At 70.9% G+C, this 19292-nt stretch carries 21 protein-coding genes; 8 read left to right on the forward strand and 13 right to left on the reverse strand.

Features of this window, described 5'->3' with window-relative positions; translation table 11 throughout:
• Window positions 1-15: 15 nt before the first annotated feature.
• The 3 genes from ACIREO_RS02410 to ACIREO_RS02420 form a co-directional block, all read right to left on the reverse strand.
• Window positions 16-585: a GNAT family N-acetyltransferase gene (locus ACIREO_RS02410; protein ID WP_404103853.1), complete on the reverse strand. Its 570-nt coding sequence runs from the start codon at window positions 583-585 to the stop codon at window positions 16-18.
• Window positions 582-1547, reverse strand: a complete 966-nt coding sequence (locus ACIREO_RS02415; RefSeq protein WP_404103856.1) for a zinc-binding dehydrogenase — start codon at window positions 1545-1547, stop codon at window positions 582-584. Before ACIREO_RS02415 ends, ACIREO_RS02410 begins: the two co-directional genes overlap by 4 nt.
• 205 nt (window positions 1548-1752) lie before the next feature.
• Window positions 1753-2988, reverse strand: coding sequence for an NADP-dependent malic enzyme (locus ACIREO_RS02420; RefSeq protein ID WP_404103859.1), 1236 nt, complete (start codon window positions 2986-2988; stop codon window positions 1753-1755).
• 523 nt (window positions 2989-3511) lie between these two features.
• Here ACIREO_RS02420 and ACIREO_RS02425 point away from each other — a divergent pair.
• The 3 genes from ACIREO_RS02425 to ACIREO_RS02435 are packed head-to-tail and all read left to right on the forward strand — an operon-like array spanning window position 3512 to window position 6225.
• Entirely contained in the window at window positions 3512-4471 is a 960-nt protein-coding gene (locus ACIREO_RS02425) for an ABC transporter substrate-binding protein (protein WP_404103862.1), read from the forward strand.
• Between the two features lie 27 nt (window positions 4472-4498).
• Window positions 4499-5467, forward strand: coding sequence for an amino acid ABC transporter permease (locus ACIREO_RS02430; RefSeq protein ID WP_404103866.1), 969 nt, complete (start codon window positions 4499-4501; stop codon window positions 5465-5467).
• Window positions 5464-6225: an amino acid ABC transporter ATP-binding protein gene (locus ACIREO_RS02435; RefSeq protein ID WP_404103869.1), complete on the forward strand. Its 762-nt coding sequence runs from the start codon at window positions 5464-5466 to the stop codon at window positions 6223-6225. Before ACIREO_RS02430 ends, ACIREO_RS02435 begins: the two co-directional genes overlap by 4 nt.
• Window positions 6226-6295: 70 nt before the next feature.
• Here the strand turns inward: ACIREO_RS02435 and ACIREO_RS02440 are convergent, their stop codons facing one another.
• Window positions 6296-7057 carry a class I SAM-dependent methyltransferase gene (locus ACIREO_RS02440; RefSeq protein WP_404103872.1) on the reverse strand — a complete coding sequence of 254 codons (762 nt, stop codon included), beginning with the start codon at window positions 7055-7057 and terminating at the stop codon, window positions 6296-6298.
• Between the two features lie 88 nt (window positions 7058-7145).
• Between ACIREO_RS02440 and ACIREO_RS02445 the strand changes: the two genes are divergently transcribed.
• Window positions 7146-7775: a CGNR zinc finger domain-containing protein gene (locus tag ACIREO_RS02445; RefSeq protein ID WP_404103875.1), complete on the forward strand. Its 630-nt coding sequence runs from the start codon at window positions 7146-7148 to the stop codon at window positions 7773-7775.
• Here ACIREO_RS02445 and sodX read toward each other — a convergent pair.
• A complete protein-coding gene (gene sodX / locus ACIREO_RS02450; RefSeq protein WP_404103878.1) occupies window positions 7679-8116 on the reverse strand; it encodes a nickel-type superoxide dismutase maturation protease in 438 nt (145 codons plus the stop codon). The two genes, ACIREO_RS02445 and sodX, sit on opposite strands and share 97 nt — an antisense overlap.
• Before the next feature lie 180 nt (window positions 8117-8296).
• On the opposite strand from sodX, the gene sodN reads away from it, so the two are divergent.
• Window positions 8297-8692 carry a superoxide dismutase, Ni gene (sodN, locus tag ACIREO_RS02455; protein ID WP_404103881.1) on the forward strand — a complete coding sequence of 132 codons (396 nt, stop codon included), beginning with the start codon at window positions 8297-8299 and terminating at the stop codon, window positions 8690-8692.
• Between the two features lie 108 nt (window positions 8693-8800).
• Here sodN and ACIREO_RS02460 read toward each other — a convergent pair whose 3' ends face one another.
• Genes ACIREO_RS02460 through ACIREO_RS02470 form a run of 3 tightly spaced genes read right to left on the reverse strand, consistent with a single transcriptional unit; the run spans window position 8801 to window position 11013 of the window.
• Complete coding sequence (locus tag ACIREO_RS02460) at window positions 8801-9682, reverse strand: SDR family oxidoreductase (RefSeq protein ID WP_404103884.1); 882 nt, start codon at window positions 9680-9682, stop codon at window positions 8801-8803.
• Window positions 9679-10029 carry a DUF952 domain-containing protein gene (locus ACIREO_RS02465; RefSeq protein ID WP_404103887.1) on the reverse strand — a complete coding sequence of 117 codons (351 nt, stop codon included), beginning with the start codon at window positions 10027-10029 and terminating at the stop codon, window positions 9679-9681. The genes ACIREO_RS02460 and ACIREO_RS02465 overlap by 4 nt, the downstream gene beginning before the upstream one ends.
• A gap of 30 nt (window positions 10030-10059) precedes the next feature.
• Window positions 10060-11013, reverse strand: coding sequence for a LysR substrate-binding domain-containing protein (locus ACIREO_RS02470; protein WP_404103890.1), 954 nt, complete (start codon window positions 11011-11013; stop codon window positions 10060-10062).
• A 255-nt stretch (window positions 11014-11268) separates the two neighbouring features.
• On the opposite strand from ACIREO_RS02470, the gene snpA reads away from it, so the two are divergent.
• Complete coding sequence (gene snpA / locus ACIREO_RS02475; RefSeq protein WP_404103893.1) at window positions 11269-11934, forward strand: snapalysin; 666 nt, start codon at window positions 11269-11271, stop codon at window positions 11932-11934.
• A 70-nt stretch (window positions 11935-12004) separates the two neighbouring features.
• Here the strand turns inward: snpA and ACIREO_RS02480 are convergent, their stop codons facing one another.
• The 4 genes from ACIREO_RS02480 to ACIREO_RS02495 form a co-directional block, all read right to left on the reverse strand.
• Window positions 12005-12673 (reverse strand): DUF6304 family protein, encoded by a 669-nt coding sequence (locus ACIREO_RS02480; RefSeq protein ID WP_404103896.1) that lies wholly within the window; start codon window positions 12671-12673, stop codon window positions 12005-12007.
• Window positions 12674-12752: 79 nt separating this feature from the next.
• Entirely contained in the window at window positions 12753-13346 is a 594-nt protein-coding gene (locus ACIREO_RS02485) for a GNAT family N-acetyltransferase (RefSeq protein WP_404103899.1), read from the reverse strand.
• A 94-nt stretch (window positions 13347-13440) separates the two neighbouring features.
• Window positions 13441-14484, reverse strand: coding sequence for a family 2 encapsulin nanocompartment cargo protein polyprenyl transferase (locus tag ACIREO_RS02490; RefSeq protein WP_404103902.1), 1044 nt, complete (start codon window positions 14482-14484; stop codon window positions 13441-13443).
• Window positions 14485-14583: 99 nt separating this feature from the next.
• Window positions 14584-15987, reverse strand: coding sequence for a family 2B encapsulin nanocompartment shell protein (locus tag ACIREO_RS02495; RefSeq protein ID WP_404103905.1), 1404 nt, complete (start codon window positions 15985-15987; stop codon window positions 14584-14586).
• Between the two features lie 268 nt (window positions 15988-16255).
• On the opposite strand from ACIREO_RS02495, the gene ACIREO_RS02500 reads away from it, so the two are divergent.
• Window positions 16256-17266, forward strand: a complete 1011-nt coding sequence (locus ACIREO_RS02500) for a questin oxidase family protein (protein WP_404103908.1) — start codon at window positions 16256-16258, stop codon at window positions 17264-17266.
• A gap of 11 nt (window positions 17267-17277) precedes the next feature.
• Here ACIREO_RS02500 and ACIREO_RS02505 read toward each other — a convergent pair whose 3' ends face one another.
• A complete protein-coding gene (locus ACIREO_RS02505) occupies window positions 17278-18666 on the reverse strand; it encodes an FAD-binding oxidoreductase (RefSeq protein WP_404103911.1) in 1389 nt (462 codons plus the stop codon).
• Between the two features lie 138 nt (window positions 18667-18804).
• Here ACIREO_RS02505 and ACIREO_RS02510 point away from each other — a divergent pair, with 138 nt between their 5' ends.
• Window positions 18805-19257: an RrF2 family transcriptional regulator gene (locus ACIREO_RS02510; RefSeq protein ID WP_404103914.1), complete on the forward strand. Its 453-nt coding sequence runs from the start codon at window positions 18805-18807 to the stop codon at window positions 19255-19257.
• Window positions 19258-19292 lie beyond the last annotated feature (35 nt).

Genomic DNA, 19292 nt, shown 5'->3' on the forward strand with positions numbered 1-19292 from the left:
ACAGCGACCGCCAGGTCAGTTCGCCTGGGCCCGGCCCCGCCCGTCATTGACATCATCGGTGGCGAGGCGCGCGTGACGCTCCACGTCGTACCGGACGTCCCCGTAGCGGAGCTTCTGCCGGTCGATGCCCTCCGGGACGAAGCCGGCCCGCAGGGCGACCGCGCAGGAGGCGGGGTTGTTCGTCCTGTGCCCGAGCTCAAGACGGTGGAGGCCCAGTTCGTCGAAGGCCCAGCGGGCCAGAGCCCGCACGCCCGCGAGCGCGACGCCCCTCCCCCGCGCGCTCTCGACGGTCCAGTACGAGACCCAGCCGGTGTCGTGGACGTGGTTCACCGCCGCCACGGCCACCGAGCCGAGCGCGGCGCCGTCGCGGACAACGGCCCATGTGTACGCGCTGCCCGCCGCCCGCTCGCTCTCTCGGGCGGCAATCCATTCCTGCGCCTCGGCGGCGTCCGTGACGGGCCGGCCTGCCTGACGCGCCATCTCCTCGGGCACGAAGGCGCGGAGTACCGCCGGAGCGTCCTCGGCCCGCCAGGGCCTCAGCGACATCCCTTCCGGCGTCAGCAGTTCCGTGACCGGCCGCTTCATGACGTGGTGAGCACGATCTTCCCGAACAGGTCTCCGGCGGCGAGCCGCTCGAAGCCCTCACGGGCCCGGTCCAGCGGCAGGGTCTCGTCGATCACGGGCCGCACGCCGGTGGCCGCGCAGAACGACAGCAGGTCCTCCAGCTCGTCCTTCGAGCCCATCGTCGAGCCGACGATCCTGAGTTCCAGGAAGAAGATCCGGGTCAGTTCGGCGTGCGAGGGCCGGTCGCCGCTGGTGGCACCGGAGATGACCAGGGTGCCGCCGGGCCGCAGCGACTTGACCGAGTGGGACCAGGTCGCAGCTCCGACCGTCTCGATGACGGCGTCGACACGCTTCGGCAGCCGGGCGCCGGGCGCGTACGCCTCGACGGCTCCCAGTTCGACGGCCCGCTCGCGCTTGGCCTCGTCGCGGCTGGTGGCGAACATCCGGAGCCCGGCGGCCTTGCCGAGCACGATCGCGGCAGTGGCCACACCGCCGCCCGCCCCCTGCACGAGAACGGAATCCCCAGGTCGCACACCGGCGTTGGTGAACAGCATCCGGTACGCCGTCAGCCAGGCGGTCGGCAGGCAGGCGGCCTGCTCGAAGGTGAGTTCCTTCGGCTTGGGCAGCACGTTCCAGCTGGGCACGGTGACCTGCTCGGCGAACGTGCCCTGGTAGCGCTCGGTGAGGATGGAGCGCGGCTCGTCCGGGCCGACGCCGTGTCCCGTCTGGCCGATGACGGAGTGCAGGACCACCTCGTTGCCGTCCTGGTCGATGCCGGCGGCGTCGCATCCGAGGATCATGGGCAGCTTGTCCTCGGCGAGGCCCACACCACGCAGGGACCAGAGGTCGTGGTGGTTGAGGGAGGCGGCGCGGACGTTGACGGTGGTCCAGCCGGGCCGGCTCTCGGGCGAGGGGCGTTCGCCCAGCTCAAGGCCGTCGAGGGGCTGGTCGCGGTCGATGCGTGCGGCGTAGGCGGCGAACATGGCCATGACGATAGGCCGTGACGCGACGTGACGTAACCGTTCGGGAGTGTGACACGCGCCGCGCCGCGGGCGAGCCTGGGCGAAACCCGGCCCGCCCGGCGTTCGAGGGCCGGGGTCCGGGGCGGAGCCCCGGTTTCGGGAAGGGGCGGGGCGGGGAACAGGCCCCGCGCAGCGGCCCCGCCTCCCCACCTCGCCCCGCACGGCGTCAGCGCCGCGCGACACCCTCCGCACGAGCGGCCGCGGCCACCGCCGCGGTGACCGCGGGAGCGACCCGCTCGTCGAACGGCGACGGGATCACGTAGTCCGCGGCCAGTTCGTCGCCGACGACGTCCGCCAGGGCGTTCGCCGCGGCGATCTTCATGCCCTCGGTGATCCGGGAGGCGCGCACCTGCAGCGCGCCCGCGAAGATCCCGGGGAACGCCAGCACGTTGTTGATCTGGTTCGGGTAGTCCGACCGCCCGGTCGCCACCACTGCCGCGTACTTGTGCGCGACGTCGGGGTGGACCTCGGGGTTCGGGTTGGCCATGGCGAACACGAACGCGCCGGGTGCCATCGAGGCCACGGCCGGCTCGGGGACCGTACCGCCGGAGACTCCGATGAAGACGTCGGCGCCGGCCAGCGCCGTCTCCAGGGAGCCGGTGATGCCGGCGCGGTTCGTCAGCTCCGCCAGCTCGCGCTTGACCTCGGTGAGGTCGTCGCGGTCGGCGCTGACGATGCCCTTGCGGTCTGCCACGGCGACATCGCCGATGCCCGCCTCCAGCAGGAACTTCGCGATGGCCACACCCGCGGCGCCGGCGCCGGAGATGACGGCGCGCAGATCGCCGAGCGTGCGGCCGGACAGCTTCGTCGCGTTGCGCAGGGCCGCGAGGGTCACCACGGCCGTGCCGTGCTGGTCGTCGTGGAAGACCGGGATGTCGAGACGCTCCTGGAGCTTGCGCTCGATCTCGAAGCACCTGGGCGCCGAGATGTCCTCCAGGTTCACCCCTCCGAAGGAGGGCGCGAGACGAACGACGGTGTCGACGATCTCGTCCGCGTCGGTCGTGGCGAGCGCGATCGGAACCGCGTCGACCCCGCCGAACTGCTTGAAGAGGATCGCTTTGCCCTCCATCACCGGGAGGGAGGCCTCGGGACCGATGTCCCCCAGGCCGAGGACGGCCGTGCCGTCCGTCACGACGGCCACGACCTGCGACTTCCAGGTGTAGTCGTGGACGAGCTCGGGATTTTCGGCGATGGCGCTGCACACCTTCGCGACACCGGGCGTGTACGCGAGGGACAGGTCGTCCTTGTCGCGGATCGGGACGGTGGCCTGCACGGCCATCTTCCCGCCGCGGTGGAGCGCGAAAGCCGGATCGAAGGGCTCGTCCGCACTGCTGAGCCCTTCCGCAGCGGCCGTGCCGTGCGTCTTGCTGTCGCTGCGAGGATTGACGATCTCCGCTGCCATTGTGTTGACCCCTTAAGTCTTCATCAGTTGAGGGTGGCCACTCCTGGTTGAGGAGGGGTGGGCGGGCACCGCGTACGTTCCCGGCGCTGAGCGGTTGGACCGCTCCGGCAGGGGAGACACATACGCGCGGGCGCGCCGCACACGCGCCCTGAGCCCCGGATGAGGGGTGTAAAGGTCTTTCTTACCGGACGGACCGGGCCTCTTACGAGTCGGTATCGACTCGGTGACATGACTCATAGCCGAATATCTGGACAAGTCCACTAAGGCCCACAAAGGCCGTCCGTAGGTCGAGACGCACCGGAGATTCTCCGGAGGGGCACGCACTTTCCAGCAGATGGTCCGGCCTTGCGGTACCGGCCCGTTGAGGTTCGGGGGTCGCCCGTTACCCGATTTTGACATGACCGGCCCCCTGGTTGGGTGAGTCCGAATGGCAAGATGCCCTAATCACACAAGGTGGCGTCATTCGAAGATGCGTGCGCGCCCCGCCTGACCAGCATTCCCTCACCGCCGGAGGACTCCGATCATGACCGCAAGCACCCTCTGTCGTACGACCGCGAAGTCCCGGATTGCCGCGGCCTGCGCAGTCGCGGTCGCCGGCACCCTGCTGCTGACAGCCTGTGGCGACCAGACCGACAGTGGTTCGAAGAAGACCGGCGGCGACACCTCCGGGAACAGCGCCCCGCTCTTCGACAAGCTTCCGGAGAAGTACCAGAAGTCCGGTGTCATCAAGGTCGGCACGAATGCCGAGTACGCCCCGATGGAGTCCGTCGAGAACGGCACGATCGTCGGTGTCGACCCCGACCTCGCGTCGGCCCTCGGCAAGCAGCTCGGCGTGAAGTTCGAGTTCACCTCCGGCTCCTTCGACGGCCTGATCACCGCGCTCAACACGGGCCGCCACGACATCGCCATGTCGTCCATCACGGACAACAAGCAGCGTCAGGAAGGCCTGGACGACAAGGGCAAGAAGCTCGGCAAGGGCGTCGACTTCGTCGACTACTTCCTGGCCGGCACCGCCGTCTACACCAAGAAGGGCAACCCCGAGGGCATCAAGTCCATCGAGGACCTGTGCGGCAAGGTGGCGGCGGTCCAGCGCGGCACCACGTACGAGGAGGCCCTGAAGAAGCAGTCCGCGGCCTGCACGGACGGTGGTGAGAAGGCCGTCAAGATCGAGTCCTTCGAGAACGACACCGAGGCCCAGACGCGTGTGAAGTCGGGCGGCGCCGTCGCCGGTGTCAACGACTACCCGGTCGCTGTCGACCTGGCCCTCAAGGCCGGTGGCGGCAAGGACTTCGAGGTCGTCGGTGAGCAGGTCGACGCCGGACCGTTCGGTATCGCCGTGAACAAGGACAACACCGAGCTGCGTGACGTGCTCAAGGAGGCCGTGGACGCGATCATCGCCGACGGCTCCTACAAGAAGGTGCTCGACAAGTGGGGTGCCGGCACCGGCGCGATCGACAAGGCCGCCGTCAACGGCGGCAAGTGACCGGCGCACCACCGAAGGGCAGTCACCGTGACTGACAAGTTCGACAAGGTGCCCGGCGGCCCATCGGCCGCCGCCGCACCCGTCTCCAAGGCCACCACCGTCGCACCGGAGACCATCAAGGCCATCCCCGTCCGGCACGTCGGCCGCTGGATCAGCGGCGTGGTCGTGATCGCTCTGCTCGCCGCCCTGGTATACGCCTTCTCGCAGGGCGACATCCAGTGGCAGGCGGTCCGGGACAAGCTGTTCGACGACACCGTCCTGGCCGGCGCGGGACGCACGCTGATGATCAGTGTGCTCTCCATGGTCCTCGGCGTGATCCTGGGCGTGGTGCTCGCCGTCATGCGGCTCTCCAGGAACCCGGTGACCAGCTGGGTCGCCTGGCTCTACATCTGGTTCTTCCGCGGCACTCCGGTCTACGTGCAGCTGCTGCTCTGGTTCAACCTGGCCCTGATCTTCCCGGTCCTCAACATCCCGTTCGTCTACAAGGACGAGATGACCGATGTGATGACCCCGTTCATGTGCGCCCTGCTGGGACTGGCCCTCAACGAGGCCGCGTACATGGCGGAGATCGTCCGGGCCGGCATCCAGTCGGTGGACGAGGGCCAGACCGAGGCCTCGCACGCCCTCGGCATGACCCAGGCCAAGACCATGCGCCGCGTGGTGCTCCCGCAGGCCCTGCGGGTGATCATCCCGCCGACCGGCAACGAGTTCATCAACATGCTGAAGACCTCGTCCCTGGTCTACGCGGTCACCTACAACGAGCTGCTGCGCTCCACGTCGCAGATCGGCTCGACCAGTTACGCGGTGATGGAGATGCTCTTCGTCGCCTCGATCTGGTACATCGTGATGACCAGCGTGTTCAGCGTGGGCCAGTACTACCTGGAGCGGCGCTACGCCCGCGGCACCCTGCGGAGTCTGCCGCTCACGCCGTTCCAGCGGGTCAAGGTCAACCTCGCCTCCTTCAGTAACCGCCCCTCGGGAGGTGTCTCCGCATGACCGCCATGGTGAAGGCCGAGGGCGTCCACAAGTCCTTCGGCGCCGCGCACATCCTCAAGGGCATCGACCTGGAGGTCGCCCCGCGGGAGGTCTTCTGCCTGATCGGCCCGTCGGGCTCCGGCAAGTCGACGTTCCTGCGGTGCATCAACCACCTGGAGCAGATCAACGCCGGGCGGCTGTACGTCGACGGCGAACTGGTCGGCTACCGGCAGAAGGGTGACAAGCTCTACGAGCTCAAGGACAGCGAGGTCGCCCTGCAGCGCCGGGACATCGGCATGGTCTTCCAGCGCTTCAACCTGTTCCCGCACATGACCGCCGTGGAGAACGTCATGGAGGCTCCGATCCAGGTCAAGGGCGAGGCCAAGGCCGTCGCCCGGGCCCGCGCGGAACGGCTGCTGGACCGGGTGGGTCTGTCCGACAAGGCGAAGACCTACCCGTCCCAGCTCTCCGGCGGGCAGCAGCAGCGCGTGGCCATCGCCCGCGCCCTGGCCATGGAGCCGAAGCTGATGCTCTTCGACGAGCCGACGTCGGCTCTCGACCCCGAGTTGGTCGGCGACGTCCTGGACGTCATGCGCGGGCTGGCCGAGGACGGCATGACGATGATCGTCGTCACCCACGAGATGGGCTTCGCCCGCGAGGTCGGCGACGCGCTGGTCTTCATGGACGACGGCGTCGTGGTCGAGTCCGGCCACCCGCGCGACGTCCTGTCGAACCCGCAGCAGGACCGGACGAAGTCCTTCCTGTCGAAGGTGCTGTAGCGGCGGCGCGAACTCGTGCGGCGCGAACGAGGGGCGGCCCGGGCCGCCCCTCGTTCGCGCCGTGCGCGCCCTACTTCACGGCGAGGACCATGGTGTCCGACGGTGACGCCCAGACCGTGCGGGCCTCGCCGAAGCCGGACTCCCGCAGGGTGCGGGCGTGCCACTGCGCGGAGGGCATGTCACCGTCCGCGTGCTCACCGTAGATGCGGTACCGCTCGGCGGTCGGTTCCGCGAGGACCGGGTCCTTCGCCATCAGGGCCCACCACTCACTCCAGTCCACCGCGCCCGCGGCCCTGGCCCGGTCCATCGCCGCGTGCCGGTGGGCGCGCTCGGCGGCGTTGATGCGGGGGGTGTCGGTGTCGATCATGTGGTCCGCGTTCAGGAAGACCCCTCCGTCCCTGACCACTGCGCCGATCTGCCCGTACAGGGCGGCCAGCGGTTCGCTGTGCAGCCAGTGCAGGGCGGTGGCGGTGAGCACGGCGTCGTACGACGCGTGCGGGAGCCTCTCGGTCCAGGTGGCGTCCTTCAGATCGGCGCTCACGAAGGTGACCCGGTCGTCCCCCTCGAAGGTGCCACGCGCGATGGCGAGCAGCGCGGGGTCGAGGTCGACACCGGTGCTGGTGGCACCGGGGAACCGCCTGAGGAGCCGGTCGGTGATACTGCCCGTACCGCACGCCAGGTCGAGCACTCTCGGTTCGGGCCCCACGACGGCCTCGACCATGTCCAGCATCACCCGGAACCGCTCCTCGCGGTCCGGCATGTACCACTCCTGCTGCCGGTCCCAGCTCTCCTGCCAGGACCGCCAGTCGGTGCCCGCAGCCGCCTCTGTCATCCCATCCTCCATGTAATACTCAGCGTTCGCCATCGACCATTACACTGGTCGGCACAGCGACCATAGACCGACGCCGTAAGGACTACAAGTGGAACTGGCCTATTACTCGGACTACGCCGTGCGTCTGGTCAACACCGAGGAGCCGGCCCGCAACAAGGACTCCCTCACCACCGTCGAGTGCATCCGCGAGCTGTTCGGCCCCAACGCCCAGGCGGCCCGGCGTGCCACGGACGCCGATGTGACGCGCTTCCGCTCCGTGCGCGCCCGGCTGCGCGCGGTCTTCGAGGCGGCCGACGGCGGTGACGAGACACTCGCGGTCGCTCTGCTCAACTCGCTGCTGCTTGAGTTCCCGGTCAGCCCGCAGATCTCCGGCCACGACACCCGTGACGACGAGGGCAATCCGGACTGGCACATGCACCTGGCCGACCACCCGTCGAACGCGACGGCCGGCTTCGCCGCCATCGCCGCGATGGGCCTGGCCTTCCACCTCACCACGCACGGCGTGGACCGGCTCGGCCTGTGCGAGGCCGCTCCCTGCCGCAACGCCTACCTCGACACCTCGACCAACCGCTCACGGCGCTACTGCTCGGACCGCTGCGCGACCCGGGCCAACGTGGCCGCCTACCGCGCCCGCAAGCGCCTGGAGGCGGACCGCTCCGGCGAGACCCTGCGCACCGCGGACACCGCCCAGCCCAGCAGCCCGAGCACCGACCGCTGATCCTTCCTCAGCGGCCGGTAGCGGGCCCGCACCCTGGCCAGCACGAGCTCTTCGGGCACCGCCCCGTAGTCCGTGCTGTCCCCGCCGGCGTACGAGTTGTCGCCCAGCACCCACCAGCCGCCGCCGCGTCGCTCGGTGGCCCGTTTGACGATCAGCAGGTCCTGCTGCAACGGGTGACGCAGGATCACCACGTCCCCCGGGCGCACCGGCGCTCCGCGCTGCACGAGCAGCACGTCCCCGTGGTAGAGCGTGGGCACCATCGACGGTCCCGTCACCTCCACCACCTGGAACGGCTTACGCGCCGCCCGTCCGCTCCACGGTTCCTGTGACGGCTCCGGCATCTGTGGCACCTCCCGGTCCATTCTCCGGTACACGGCTGCGCGCACCGCTCCGTATTTTCGGCCAGCGGTCCCATCCTCACCCCGGACTTTTGGCCTAAGCCCTAGGGGGCAGCCGCTGAAACAGGCTCCCTACGGAGTAATGTCCCACCTGAGAAGACGATCACGAGGAAGGACAGCTCCATGCTTTCCCGCCTGTTTGCCCCCAAGGTGAAGGTCAGCGCCCACTGCGACCTGCCCTGCGGCGTGTACGACCCGGCCCAGGCCCGCATCGAGGCCGAGTCGGTCAAGGCCGTCCAGGAGAAGTACCAGGCCAATGAGGACGCGGACTTCCGCACGCGCGCCGTTCTGATCAAGGAACAGCGCGCCGAGCTCGCGAAGCACCACGTCTCGGTGCTCTGGAGCGACTACTTCAAGCCCCCGCACTTCGAGAAGTACCCGGAGCTGCACCAGCTGGTCAACGACACCCTGAAGGCGCTCTCCGCGGCCAAGGGCTCGAACGACCCGGCCACGGGCCAGAAGGCTCTGGACCTGATCGCCCGGATCGACACGATCTTCTGGGAGACCAAGAAGGCCTGATCTGCGGTCCCGTTCCGCAAGGTCAGCAACGACCGCGCCCGGCCCGCCGCTTCCCCTCCGGGGAGCAGGCAGGCCGGGTGCGGTCGTTTCCGGAGCGTGCCGCCGGGCTCAGGAGCCCGGCAGGAGGTGGCTGTAACTGTCCGGGTGCGCCTGGAGGTAGGCCGCCAGGTTCTGGGCCGGACGGCCCGTGAGGGTGGGCACGGCGTCCGAGACCTTCGCCAGCTCGCCGGCCGCGATCGCCTCGTACGACGTGACCCAGCCGGCCACTTCCCAGTCCTCGGCGCCGTAGTGGGCACGGGAGGCGTATGCCTCCTCTCTGGTCTCGGCCACGTACCGGATCGCGCGGCCGGTGCGGCGGCTCAGTTCGCCGGCCGCCTCCGCCAGCGTGAACGCCTCGGGGCCGGTGAGGTCGTACGTCGCGCCGTCGTGGGTGGTCCCCTCGTCCAGCAGTACGGCTGACGCCGAGTCGGCGATGTCGTCGTGCGAGACGGCCGAGACCCGCCCGTCGCCGCCGGGGCCGCGCAGGACTCCGTCGGCTCCGGTCATCGCGGGGATTCCCGCGAGATACCAGCCGTCCCGCAGGAAGGTGTGGCGCACACCGGTCATCCGGATGTGCGCCTCGGTGTGCCAGTGGTCGCGGGCGAACGTGAACGTCGCGTCCGGTGACGCGCCGAGGAACGACACGTACACGATGCGCTCGACGCCCGCGGCCAGCGCCGCGTCCACCGCGGTGATGTGCTCCGTCACCCGGTCGGCGCTCTCGTGCGCCGAGACGAGGAACAGGGTGTGCGCGCCGTCGAGCGCGCGGTGCATAGCCTCGCCGTCCCCGTACGCGGCGGCCGGTGCGGCGACCGTGCCCGGCAGCCGGGGCAGCCGGGAGGGGTCCCGGCCGAGGAGACGCACGGGGACGCCCGTCCGGGCCAGCCTCGCGGCCACCCGGCCGCCGACGGATCCGCTCGCGCCGGTCACCGCCACCAGTGGACTGATCATCCCGCCTCCCCCTCCGGCGCCATGGGCTCGGCCCAGGGGCGCACCTCCACGACCGCGCTCGCCGGCAATGGTCCGTAGATGTGCGGGAACTCCTCGCCGCCCGGCTCCATGGCCTCGTACCTGACGGGTGCCGGGAGCAGGCCGGTGTCGATGACCAGGACCACCAGGCCCTCGCCGTCGGATCCGTACAGCGCCCGGGCCACGGCGGGCAGCTGGTGAGGGAGCGAGCAGTGGATGAAGCCCTCCTCGCGGAGGGTGCGGCCCCTGGTGGACATCTCGTACGTCCCCGCTCTGCGGGCGGCCTCCCACAAGGGCTCTTCCGTGAGGTGCAGCAGCTGTTCGGTCATCGGGCCACGCTAAGGGCTGCGGGACGCCGTTCAGGAGATGCGCGCCAGAGGACTGCTGTGGCGCAACAGCCACCGGTGGTACTCCTCGGCGCGCCGTGCCGCGTCGCGGTAGGCCGTCTCCAGTTCCTCGTACACGGCGTCCACGTCCGCTCCCGGCCGTGAGACCAGCAGCAGACGCACCGCCAGCGGGTCGCCGCGCAGGGGACGGATCGCCATGTCGTCACGTGGGCCGGAGGTCGGCTGGCAGGGGGCGACCGCCTCGCCGAGGACGACGAGCGAGGCCGCCGTGAGGTAGTCGCCGTGCAGGACGGTCGGGTCGAGGCCCGCGGCGCCCAGGACCCGGCGCACGCCGTCCCATTCACCGTCCACCGAGGGGTCGACCATCCACCGGTCGCCTGCCAGGTCGTCGAGGTCCACCACCGGCCGCCCTGCCGCCGGATGGTCCCTGGCCAGGGAGATGAACTGCGGTTCGCGCTCCAGGAGTACGCGCTGGCTCAGACCGTCCGGTACGGCGAGCGGAGAGCCCTCCACCTCGTGCACGAAGGCCACGTCGAGCCGGCCTGCCGCCACCGATCCCAGCAGCGCCCGGGCCGACACGTCGACCCGGAGAGAGATGTCGGTGCCGGGCAGACGCACCCGCAGTCCGCGCAGCCAGCCGCCGATGACCCGGCTCGCGGTGGATCCGATCCGCAGTCCCGGGCCACCGGCCCGGGCGGCAGCGGCCTCCGCCGTCGCCGCGCCGACCAGGGCGGACATGCCGTCCACCAGAGGCCGGGCGCGGCTGAGGACGGCACGTCCCAGGAGGGTCGGACGGCAGCCCGTCCGCCCGCGGCGGAACAGCTCCGAACCCAAGGTCTTCTCGATCCGCTGGAGCTGGGTGGTCAAGGAGGGCTGGCTGACGCCGAGCCGCCGTGCGGCCTGGTGCAGGCTGCCCGTGTCGGCGATGGCGCAGAGCGCCCTGAGGTGCCTCACCTCGAGCTCCATGACGGTGAGCGTATGGCTGTTCGCATGCCGAGCACCAGATGTCCCAACCACCACCAACCGGGCCTATTCAGAGGGTCTCGGTCCACCGGTACGTGCTGATTCTGTGTGCTCCCTGTCCGGGGGATAGGGCGGCGCTATCGCCGGTTGACATCATCCGCTGCGGGCCCGGCTGCCCTGACACTCTCTCCGTACCCCCCACCCGTTCCCCGTCCGGCCTCCGGACGGGGTTCTTCGGACAGGTAGGAGACACCCCCCATGAGACACCCCAGGACAGCCTTCATGTCGGCCGTGGCCGGACTCGGCCTCGCCGCCGCGCTGGTCGCCACTCCCGCGGTCGCAGCCGCTCCGTCCCCCGCGTCCACGGACACCGTGGCCACGGCGCAGTCCGGCTATGCCGCGTACGCCGGTTCGAGCGAGAACGCCGCTGCGAACAAGGCGTTCTTCGAAGCCGTCATGAAGTCGGTCGCCGAGAAGCGGGCCGCGAACCCGGGCGCCCAGGCGGTCACCGTGGTCTACAGCGCCGCCAACGCCCCGAGCTTCCGCAGCCAGATAGCCGGCAGCGCCAGCATCTGGAACAGCTCGGTGAGCAACGTCAAGCTGCAGGAGGGCTCGAACGCGGACTTCACCTACCGCGAGGGCAACGACTCCCGGGGCTCGTACGCGAGCACGGACGGGCACGGCAGCGGCTACGTCTTCCTCGACTACGCCCAGAACCAGCAGTACGACTCGACCCGGGTCACCACTCATGAGACCGGACACGTGCTGGGGCTTCCGGACCACTACACCGGGCCGTGCAGCGAGCTCATGTCGGGCGGCGGCCCCGGCCCGTCCTGCACGAACGCCTACCCGGACACCACCGAACGGTCGCGGGTGAACTCCCTCTGGCAGAACGGGCTCGCGGCGGCGCTCGCCACGTCCTGACGCACCTCGACGCACGAGACGGGGGCCGTTCCGCGGGAGCGGAGCGGCCCCCGGGTGCGAGGCGGGACGATCAGGCGACTTCGAGCGGGAAGGCACCCCGGTGGCCGGTGCCGGCGCCGTGCGCCGGACGCGGTTCGAACTCCCGGCAGCTCCATATCTCCTGGACGAATCCCGTACGCCGGTCCCAGAGGTCCGCGACATCGGCCCCGCCCGCCACGTCGCGGTAGGCGGCCTTCGCGCCACGGAAGCAGGCGAGCCCGCCGGACAGGCCGCGGACCGGGGCCGGGAAGTAGTCGGAGAAGGCGCAGGCGATGCACGTCTGCAGATGCATGTCCGGCGGCAGGATCCGCTGGACCGTGGCCAGCGCGGCGGCGAAGTCGCCCTCGGCGCGGTTCGACTCGTACACCGCCCCGTCCAGATGGAGGGCGAGATACAGATCCGGGTCCGCCCTCCGCAGGGACAGCAGACAGCTGAGCGTCGCCTGGCGGACCGTGCCGGACACGAGGACCGGGAGCGGGAGGTCCCACTCCAGGACACAGTCGTCGAGCGCCCCTTCCGCCAGGCCGAACAGGCCCTCGGGAACCGGCACCCCCGCCACGGGAGCCAGGCCGTCGAAGCTCGCGCCCTCGAAGTCCGTGCCCCGTACGCGGACACGGAGCTGCTGTCCGTCCGTGGTGAGAATGACGGCCTCGGAACCATGACGGTCCCGGTACCAGCCTGCCCACGACTCATCTGTCATGAGCAGGGACTGTAGCCCGTACCCCCCGGACCGCCCTGTGGCGCCCTCCCCTTCCGTGCCTCCGGCGGCCGGGCCCCGCTCATCCGGTCCGGGGCTCACGCCACATGGGCCACATCGACGGGCCCTGGGGAAGGTCGACGGTCTGTCCCATGAAGGTGAAACCGAGCCGCTCGTAGAGGCCGCGGCTGCGCTCGCTGCTCGCCTCCAGATAGGCGGGGGTCCCCTCCCGGTCGCACCGCTCCAGCACCCCCCTCATCAGCGCCTCGCCGATCCCCTCCCCCTGGCGCTCCGGAGAGACTCCGATCATCAGCAGGTACTCGTGGGCACGGTCGTGGGGATGGACGGCACCGGTCAGCCTCCCCACCAGCTCGGCCCGTTCGTTGTCCGGGTCCGCGGTCTCCCGCATGAGCGCGGGGGTGTCGTCCTCCTCCGGCAGACCCGCCGGCACGGAGAGCCAGAGGGCCGTGGCGGTGCCGTCCTCCAGCAGGTCGATACGGCCTCCCTCCAGCGTGATGTCGGCGAAGACCCCGAGGAACTTCCCGTGCACCGCGCGCCGGTGCTCCTCGTCGGGAAAGACCCAGCTGCTCACCGGATCGTGATGGAACGCCTGTTCCAGGAGTCGTACGACCTGGCCCCTGTCCTGCTCGTCCGCCCGCCGTACCCGTACGCCCATGACCGGCCCCGCTCTCTTCGTCCCGTGGTGTTGGTCCCGACCGACGCACGGAATCCTAGAGTTGGCCTCGGGGGCCGGTCACGGGCAGTCCGGCTCAGTGGCTTCTGCGGGTGACGAATTCGGCCAGGGCGAGCAGATCTCCGGCACCGGCCGGTACGGGCACCGCACGGGACAGGTGGTGCACGGCCCTGGCCATTCGGTCCGCCGCGGCGGTCTGGGCCCAGTCGCGCCCGCCGGCCCGGTCGACCGCGTCGGCGGCGCTCCTCACCTCCCCCGGTGTGTCCATGGCCCCCCGGTAGAGGGCGGCGAGCTCGGCGGCGGCCGGGGTGTCCGAGGTGAGCGCGGCGACCACCGGAAGGGACTTCTTGTGCGCGCTCAGGTCCGCACCGGCGGGTTTGCCCGTGCGGGCTGTGTCCCCCCAGATGCCGATCAGGTCGTCGATGAGCTGGAAGGCGAGGCCGGCTTCCCTGCCGAAGCCGTCCATGGCGCGGACCACCCGGTCCCCCGCACCGGCGTAGAGCGCCCCGAGAGCGCAGGCGCAGCCGAGCAGGGCGCCCGTCTTGGCCATGGCCATGGCGAGGCACTCGTCCAGCGTGACGTCGTCGGGACCGCGGTCCTCCAGGGCGCAGTCGGCCTGCTGCCCCGCACAGAGCTCGATGACACAGGTGGAGAGCCGCACCGCGGCGGGCGCGGACGCGGGGTGCGGGTCGTCGGCCAGCAGTCTCAGGGCGAGGGCGAGCATGGCGTCGCCCGTGATGACGGCGTCCGGCACACCGAACACCGCCCAGGCCGTGGGCCGGTGCCGCCGGGTGGTGTCCTCGTCGATGACGTCGTCGTGGAGCAGGGTGAAGTTGTGAGCGAGTTCGACGGCGACGGCCGCCCGCATCGCCGCCTCCGGGTCCCCACCCAGCGCTCGGGCGGCCGCCAGGACGAGCGCCGGCCTGATGGCTTTGCCTGCCTGCCCCGAGGCCGGCGTCCCGTCGGCGTTCTGCCAGCCGAAGTGGTACATGGCGACCCGGCGCATCCCCCCGGGCAGTGTTTCGACCGCCGCCCGGAGGTGGGGGTCGACGGCGCTGCGGGTGTGCTCCAGGAGCGCGGCTGCCTTGTGCCCCTCCATCGCGGCATCCGTACTGGTCATGGTCACGGTCACTCCTTCCGGGCGCCACGGGCGCCTTGGTCGCGGCCTCGGCCTGCCGGGGCCCGGGCGGGCGGTCCCGCCGCCCGGGTCCGGGGAGCGTCACCGCCAGCGGCTCACCTCCACGTTCTCCAGGACGCCGAGGGCGTCCGGCACCAGTACGGCGGCGGAGTAGTACGCCGTCACGAGGTACGAGATGATCGCCTGCTCGTCGATGCCCATGAAGCGGACCGAGAGGCTCGGCTCGATCTCGTCCGGGATGCCGCTCTGCTGGAGCCCGACGACGCCCTGGTCCGCCTCACCGGTCCTCATGCAGATGATCGATGTGGTGCGGGCGTCGGTGACCGGGATCTTGTTGCACGGGAAGATCGGCACTCCCCGCCAGGCGGGCACATGGTGCCCCCCGACCTCGACGCTCTCCGGCACCAGGCCTCGCTTGTTGCACTCGCGGCCGAACGCGGCGATGGCCCGCGGATGCGCGAGGAACAGCTTCGATCCGCGCCGCCGCGAGAGGAGTTCGTCCATGTCGTCGGGGCCGGGTGCCCCGTCGTGGGGCTGGAGGCGCTGCCCGTAGTCGCAGTTGTTGAGCAGGCCGAACTCCCGGTTGTTGATGAGCTCGTGTTCCTGGCGCTCGCGCAGTGCCTCGACCGTGAGCCGCAACTGCTGCTCGGTCTGGTTCATCGGCTGGTTGTAGAGGTCGGCCACCCTGCTGTGGACCTTCAGCACGGTCTGGGCGACGCTCAGTTCGTATTCACGGGGCGCCGACTCGTAGTCGACGAAGGTGTGCGGGACGACGCTCTCCCCCACGTGTCCCGCGGACAGATCGATCTCCGCCTCGCCGTACTGGTTGGTCCTCTGGTGCGGGATGGCGAGCAGCCCGGCAAGATGGTCGCGGAGCGAGTCCGCGCGGGCGGCGAGGTTGAGCACGTCCGAGCGACGCAGAGTCAGCAGCGTGCAGGCGGTCACGGCACGGGCCGTGTACTCCCAGGTCGCGTCACCGTCGAGCAGGACGTGGTCGCCGAAGTAGGAGCCGTCGGCGAGGACTCCGAGCACCGTCTCGTCGCCGTACTGCCCGGTCCCGATCTTCTCGACCTTGCCGTGGGCCAGCAGATGGACACGGTCCGCCGCTTCACCCGCCGCGACGAGCACCTCACCGGCCGCGACGTCGCGCTGTTCACACCGGCGCGCCAGCTCGGCCAGCACCTCCTCGTCGCCGAAATCGCGCAGGGCGGGGAGTTCGCCGAGCTCTGCGGGGATGACCGTGACCCGGTCGCCCGTCTGGACGAAAGTCACCCTGCCGTCGCCGACCGAATAGCTCAGCCGCCGGTTCACCCGGTACGTGCCGCCCTGCACCTGCACCCACGGCAGCATGCGCAGCAGCCACCGGGAGCTGATCTCCTGCATCTGCGGGGCGGACTTGGTCGTCGTCGCGAGGTTCCGCGCAGCCGCTGTGCCGAGACTCTGCTGCGGCGGCTGCGTGTCGCGAACCTCTTCACCAACGGACATCCGACATCCTCTCGATCATGGGCTGACCTGCGAGAGGAAGACTTGCAGGAGGAGGACACGGCGCGCTATTACACAAAAGAGTGTGACTATTCGGGCCCGGGTCGGGGCACATTGCCCGCACCCGGGCGCCCGGGGACAGGCCGGAAGGGCTCGGGCCGGCCGTGGCGGCGTACCGGAACCGGGCCTCAGGACCTAGGACTTCAGCCCGCTCCGCGACCGGGACTTCCGCCCGTTACGGCGCCGCGCACGGCCGCCTAGCGTTCCCGCCATGGATACGACAGGCACCCTCGACGAGGCACTCCAGCGACTGCACACCTCGGGTCCCGAGCGGCTCGGGCGGCTCACCAACCACGCGCCGATGGCCGTCGAGGCGCTCGCCGCCAACGGCCAGGCGGCGGCCGTGCACCGCTGGCTCGACCTGTACGCGCCGAGACTCGAGGAGTTCCCGGCCGGCGTCGAGCCGGTCACGGACGCCGACTGGCGCTCCGCGCTGGGCGATCCCCGCCGCGCCGCCGACTGGATCGCCTACTTCGGCCGGGAGCTCGCCGAGCATCCCTGGCGCGAGGTGCTCGCCCTGTGGTGGCCGCGCCTCCTGCCCGGCATGTACGGCGGATCGACGCATCCGGTGATCCGTGTGGGCCATGCCGTGCGCACGCTCCTGGCGGACGACGCGACCGGACCGCGTCTGACCGAACTCGCCCACGGCCTCGGTTACTGGGCCGCCCGCCACCACCCCGTCGCCGGGCTCGTCCCCGTGCCCGGCGCCGGCAGCGCCGCGGCGGCTCTCGACGCGGTGGAGCCCGTCGCCGAACGGGCAGGCGGCTTCCCCGCCCGGCTCGGCCAGGTCAGGAGCGTGCCGGTGTGGGCCGCCACGGTCACGGACCCGGCCGAGGCGCACAGTCGGCTCACCGAGCTGGTCCGGGCGGCCACCCACCGGTACGCGACCCACGGCCACGGCAACGAGACCATGCTGGTTCACGCGGCCACGGCGCCCAACGCCGTCCTTCGCACCCTCCCCGCGCTCCCGCACGCCCTGTGGGTGCCGAGCCTCCAGGCGGCCTGGACCGCCTCCGCGGCGGTGACCGCCATGTACGCGCCGGGCGCCCCGGTGGCCTACGTACCGCCGGGCCGGATCACGCCCGAGGAGGTCGTGGAACGGGCCCTGGCCCACGGCGACGAGCACGTCATCAAGCTGACCGACACGGCCATGGACTTCGGCGACGAGCAGTCGCTCGCGGCGGCCCTGCGCGCAGTCGAGCTCAGCGAACCGCTGCGGTAGGGAGGACCCGCTCAGTACGCCAGGGGCGCTCCCGACACGACGACCTTGCCCGGGTTGAGGATGCCGTGGGGGTCCAGGGCTGCCTTGACCGCTCGCTGCATGGCGAGGTTGACAGGGCCCACCTCGCGGTCCATGCCGCCCATCTTCAGCAGCCCCACGCCGTGTTCACCGGTGACCGTGCCGCCGAAGGAGATCGCCGCGTCGAGGATGTCCTCGAAGGCGAGCTGGGCGCGTGCCCTTGCCGCGTCGTCGCCGGGTTCGGTGATGATCAGGGGGTGCAGGTTCCCGTCGCCCGCGTGAGCGATGTTGGCGATGAGGACGTCGTGCGCGACGGAGATCTCCTCGATGCGCGCGAGCATCCGCGGCACCTGGGACCGGGGAACGACGACGTCCTCGGTGAGCACCGGCCCCAGCCGCTCAAGCGCCGGGTAGGCGAGCCTGCGGGCCTGGAACAGGGCGTCCGCCTCTGCCTGGTCGGTGGAGACCTCGGCCCAGGCCGCGCCGGCCTCCGCGAAACAGGCCCTTACGGCCTCGGCCTCGGCGTCACCCGCGGCTCCCGGGGTGTCCACGCGGCCGAGCAGGATGGCGTTCGCGTCCGACGACAGGCCCATGTTCTTCCACTCGTCGACGGCCTTGAGGCAGTGCCGGTCGAGGAGTTCGAGTGCCGAGGGCACGATGCCCGCCGCCGTCACCCGGCTCACCGCGTCGCCCGCCGCGACGACCGAGTCGAAGAAGCCGGCCACCGTGCGCTCCGCGGGCCGCGCACCGCGCAGCTTCACGGTGATCTCGGTGATCACGCCGAGAGTGCCCTCGGAGCCGACGAACAGGCCGCACAGGTCGTAGCCCGCGACGCCCTTGGCGGTCTGCCGGCCCACCCGCACGGTCTCACCGAGGCCGTTGACCACCTCGAGCCCGAGAACGTAGTCGCGGGTCACGCCGTACTTGACGCAGCACATGCCTCCCGCGTTGGTGGCCGTGTTGCCGCCGATGGTGGACCAGGGCGAACTCGCCGGGTCCGGCGGGTACCAGAGGCCTTGTGCGGCGCACGCGGCGCGCAGATCGTCGTTGACGACGCCCGGCTGGACGACGGCGAGGCGTTCCACCGGGTCGATACGCAGGATCCGGTTCATGTCCTCGAACGAGAGGATGACGGCGCCGTCCACCGCGTTGGCCCCGCCCGACAGGCCCGTACCGGCGCCGCGCGGGATCACCGGAATCCGGTGCTCGACGCAGTACGCGACGACCGCCCGCACCTCATCGGTGTCCTGTGGCCGCACGACGGCCAGTGGCTGCCCCGCCGGGGCCCACTCCGCCTCGTCGTGCGCGTAGCGGCCCAGGCTGTCCGGGTCGGTGATGACTTTGGCCGCCGGTATCCCGTCGGCTGCGTTCGGCTTCGGCACTGCCGCTGACCGCCTCTCTCGTCCCACACACGTCCCGCATCCGTCACGGGTCCGCACCTCCCATGATGACGCGGCCTCCCGCGCGACGGACGGGCGCCCTAAGTTGCATCCCGGATGCAACTTACCTACGCTGCCGCCATGCGGCTGACGCGATTCACCGATGTGGCGCTCCGGGTGCTCATGCGCCTGACCGTCACGGCGGAGGACGAGGCCCCCCCGACCACCCGCGAGGTGGCGGCCACCATGCAGGTGCCGTACACCCACGCGGCGAAGGTTGTCGCCCGCCTCCAGCACCTCGGCCTGGTCGACGCGCGGCGGGGCCGGGGCGGAGGCCTCTCGCTCACCACCGCCGGACACTCCGCGTCGATCGGCGCCCTGGTGAGGCAGCTGGAAGGGCCCGGTGAGGTCGTCGACTGCGAGGGCGGCACCCCGTGCCCCCTGCGTTCCGCCTGCCTGCTCCGCTCCGCACTGCGCAGGGCCGAGGAGGCCTTCTACGCCTCGCTCGACCCGCTCACCGTCGGCGACCTCGTCTCCTCCCCCACCGGTCCGCTGCTGCTCGGCATCAGCCGCGGCCGCCCCGCGCCCGGCTGATCCGCCCGCACCCGCCCCCACGCACCCCTCCGCGC

It is taken from the genome of Streptomyces sp. NPDC102441 (genome assembly GCF_044765585.1).
Taxonomy (GTDB): domain Bacteria; phylum Actinomycetota; class Actinomycetes; order Streptomycetales; family Streptomycetaceae; genus Streptomyces.

Coding starts and splice junctions, on each gene's coding strand:
- ACIREO_RS02410 (WP_404103853.1), bottom strand. CDS start 585: ATGAAGCGGCCGGTCACGGAACTGCTGACGCCGGAAGGGATGTCGCTG.
- ACIREO_RS02415 (WP_404103856.1), bottom strand. CDS start 1,547: ATGTTCGCCGCCTACGCCGCACGCATCGACCGCGACCAGCCCCTCGAC.
- ACIREO_RS02420 (WP_404103859.1), bottom strand. CDS start 2,988: ATGGCAGCGGAGATCGTCAATCCTCGCAGCGACAGCAAGACGCACGGC.
- ACIREO_RS02425 (WP_404103862.1), top strand. CDS start 3,512: ATGACCGCAAGCACCCTCTGTCGTACGACCGCGAAGTCCCGGATTGCC.
- ACIREO_RS02435 (WP_404103869.1), top strand. CDS start 5,464: ATGACCGCCATGGTGAAGGCCGAGGGCGTCCACAAGTCCTTCGGCGCC.
- ACIREO_RS02440 (WP_404103872.1), bottom strand. CDS start 7,057: ATGACAGAGGCGGCTGCGGGCACCGACTGGCGGTCCTGGCAGGAGAGC.
- sodX (WP_404103878.1), bottom strand. CDS start 8,116: ATGCCGGAGCCGTCACAGGAACCGTGGAGCGGACGGGCGGCGCGTAAG.
- sodN (WP_404103881.1), top strand. CDS start 8,297: ATGCTTTCCCGCCTGTTTGCCCCCAAGGTGAAGGTCAGCGCCCACTGC.
- ACIREO_RS02460 (WP_404103884.1), bottom strand. CDS start 9,682: ATGATCAGTCCACTGGTGGCGGTGACCGGCGCGAGCGGATCCGTCGGC.
- ACIREO_RS02465 (WP_404103887.1), bottom strand. CDS start 10,029: ATGACCGAACAGCTGCTGCACCTCACGGAAGAGCCCTTGTGGGAGGCC.
- ACIREO_RS02470 (WP_404103890.1), bottom strand. CDS start 11,013: ATGGAGCTCGAGGTGAGGCACCTCAGGGCGCTCTGCGCCATCGCCGAC.
- snpA (WP_404103893.1), top strand. CDS start 11,269: ATGAGACACCCCAGGACAGCCTTCATGTCGGCCGTGGCCGGACTCGGC.
- ACIREO_RS02480 (WP_404103896.1), bottom strand. CDS start 12,673: ATGACAGATGAGTCGTGGGCAGGCTGGTACCGGGACCGTCATGGTTCC.
- ACIREO_RS02485 (WP_404103899.1), bottom strand. CDS start 13,346: ATGGGCGTACGGGTACGGCGGGCGGACGAGCAGGACAGGGGCCAGGTC.
- ACIREO_RS02490 (WP_404103902.1), bottom strand. CDS start 14,484: ATGACCAGTACGGATGCCGCGATGGAGGGGCACAAGGCAGCCGCGCTC.
- ACIREO_RS02495 (WP_404103905.1), bottom strand. CDS start 15,987: ATGTCCGTTGGTGAAGAGGTTCGCGACACGCAGCCGCCGCAGCAGAGT.
- ACIREO_RS02500 (WP_404103908.1), top strand. CDS start 16,256: ATGGATACGACAGGCACCCTCGACGAGGCACTCCAGCGACTGCACACC.
- ACIREO_RS02510 (WP_404103914.1), top strand. CDS start 18,805: ATGCGGCTGACGCGATTCACCGATGTGGCGCTCCGGGTGCTCATGCGC.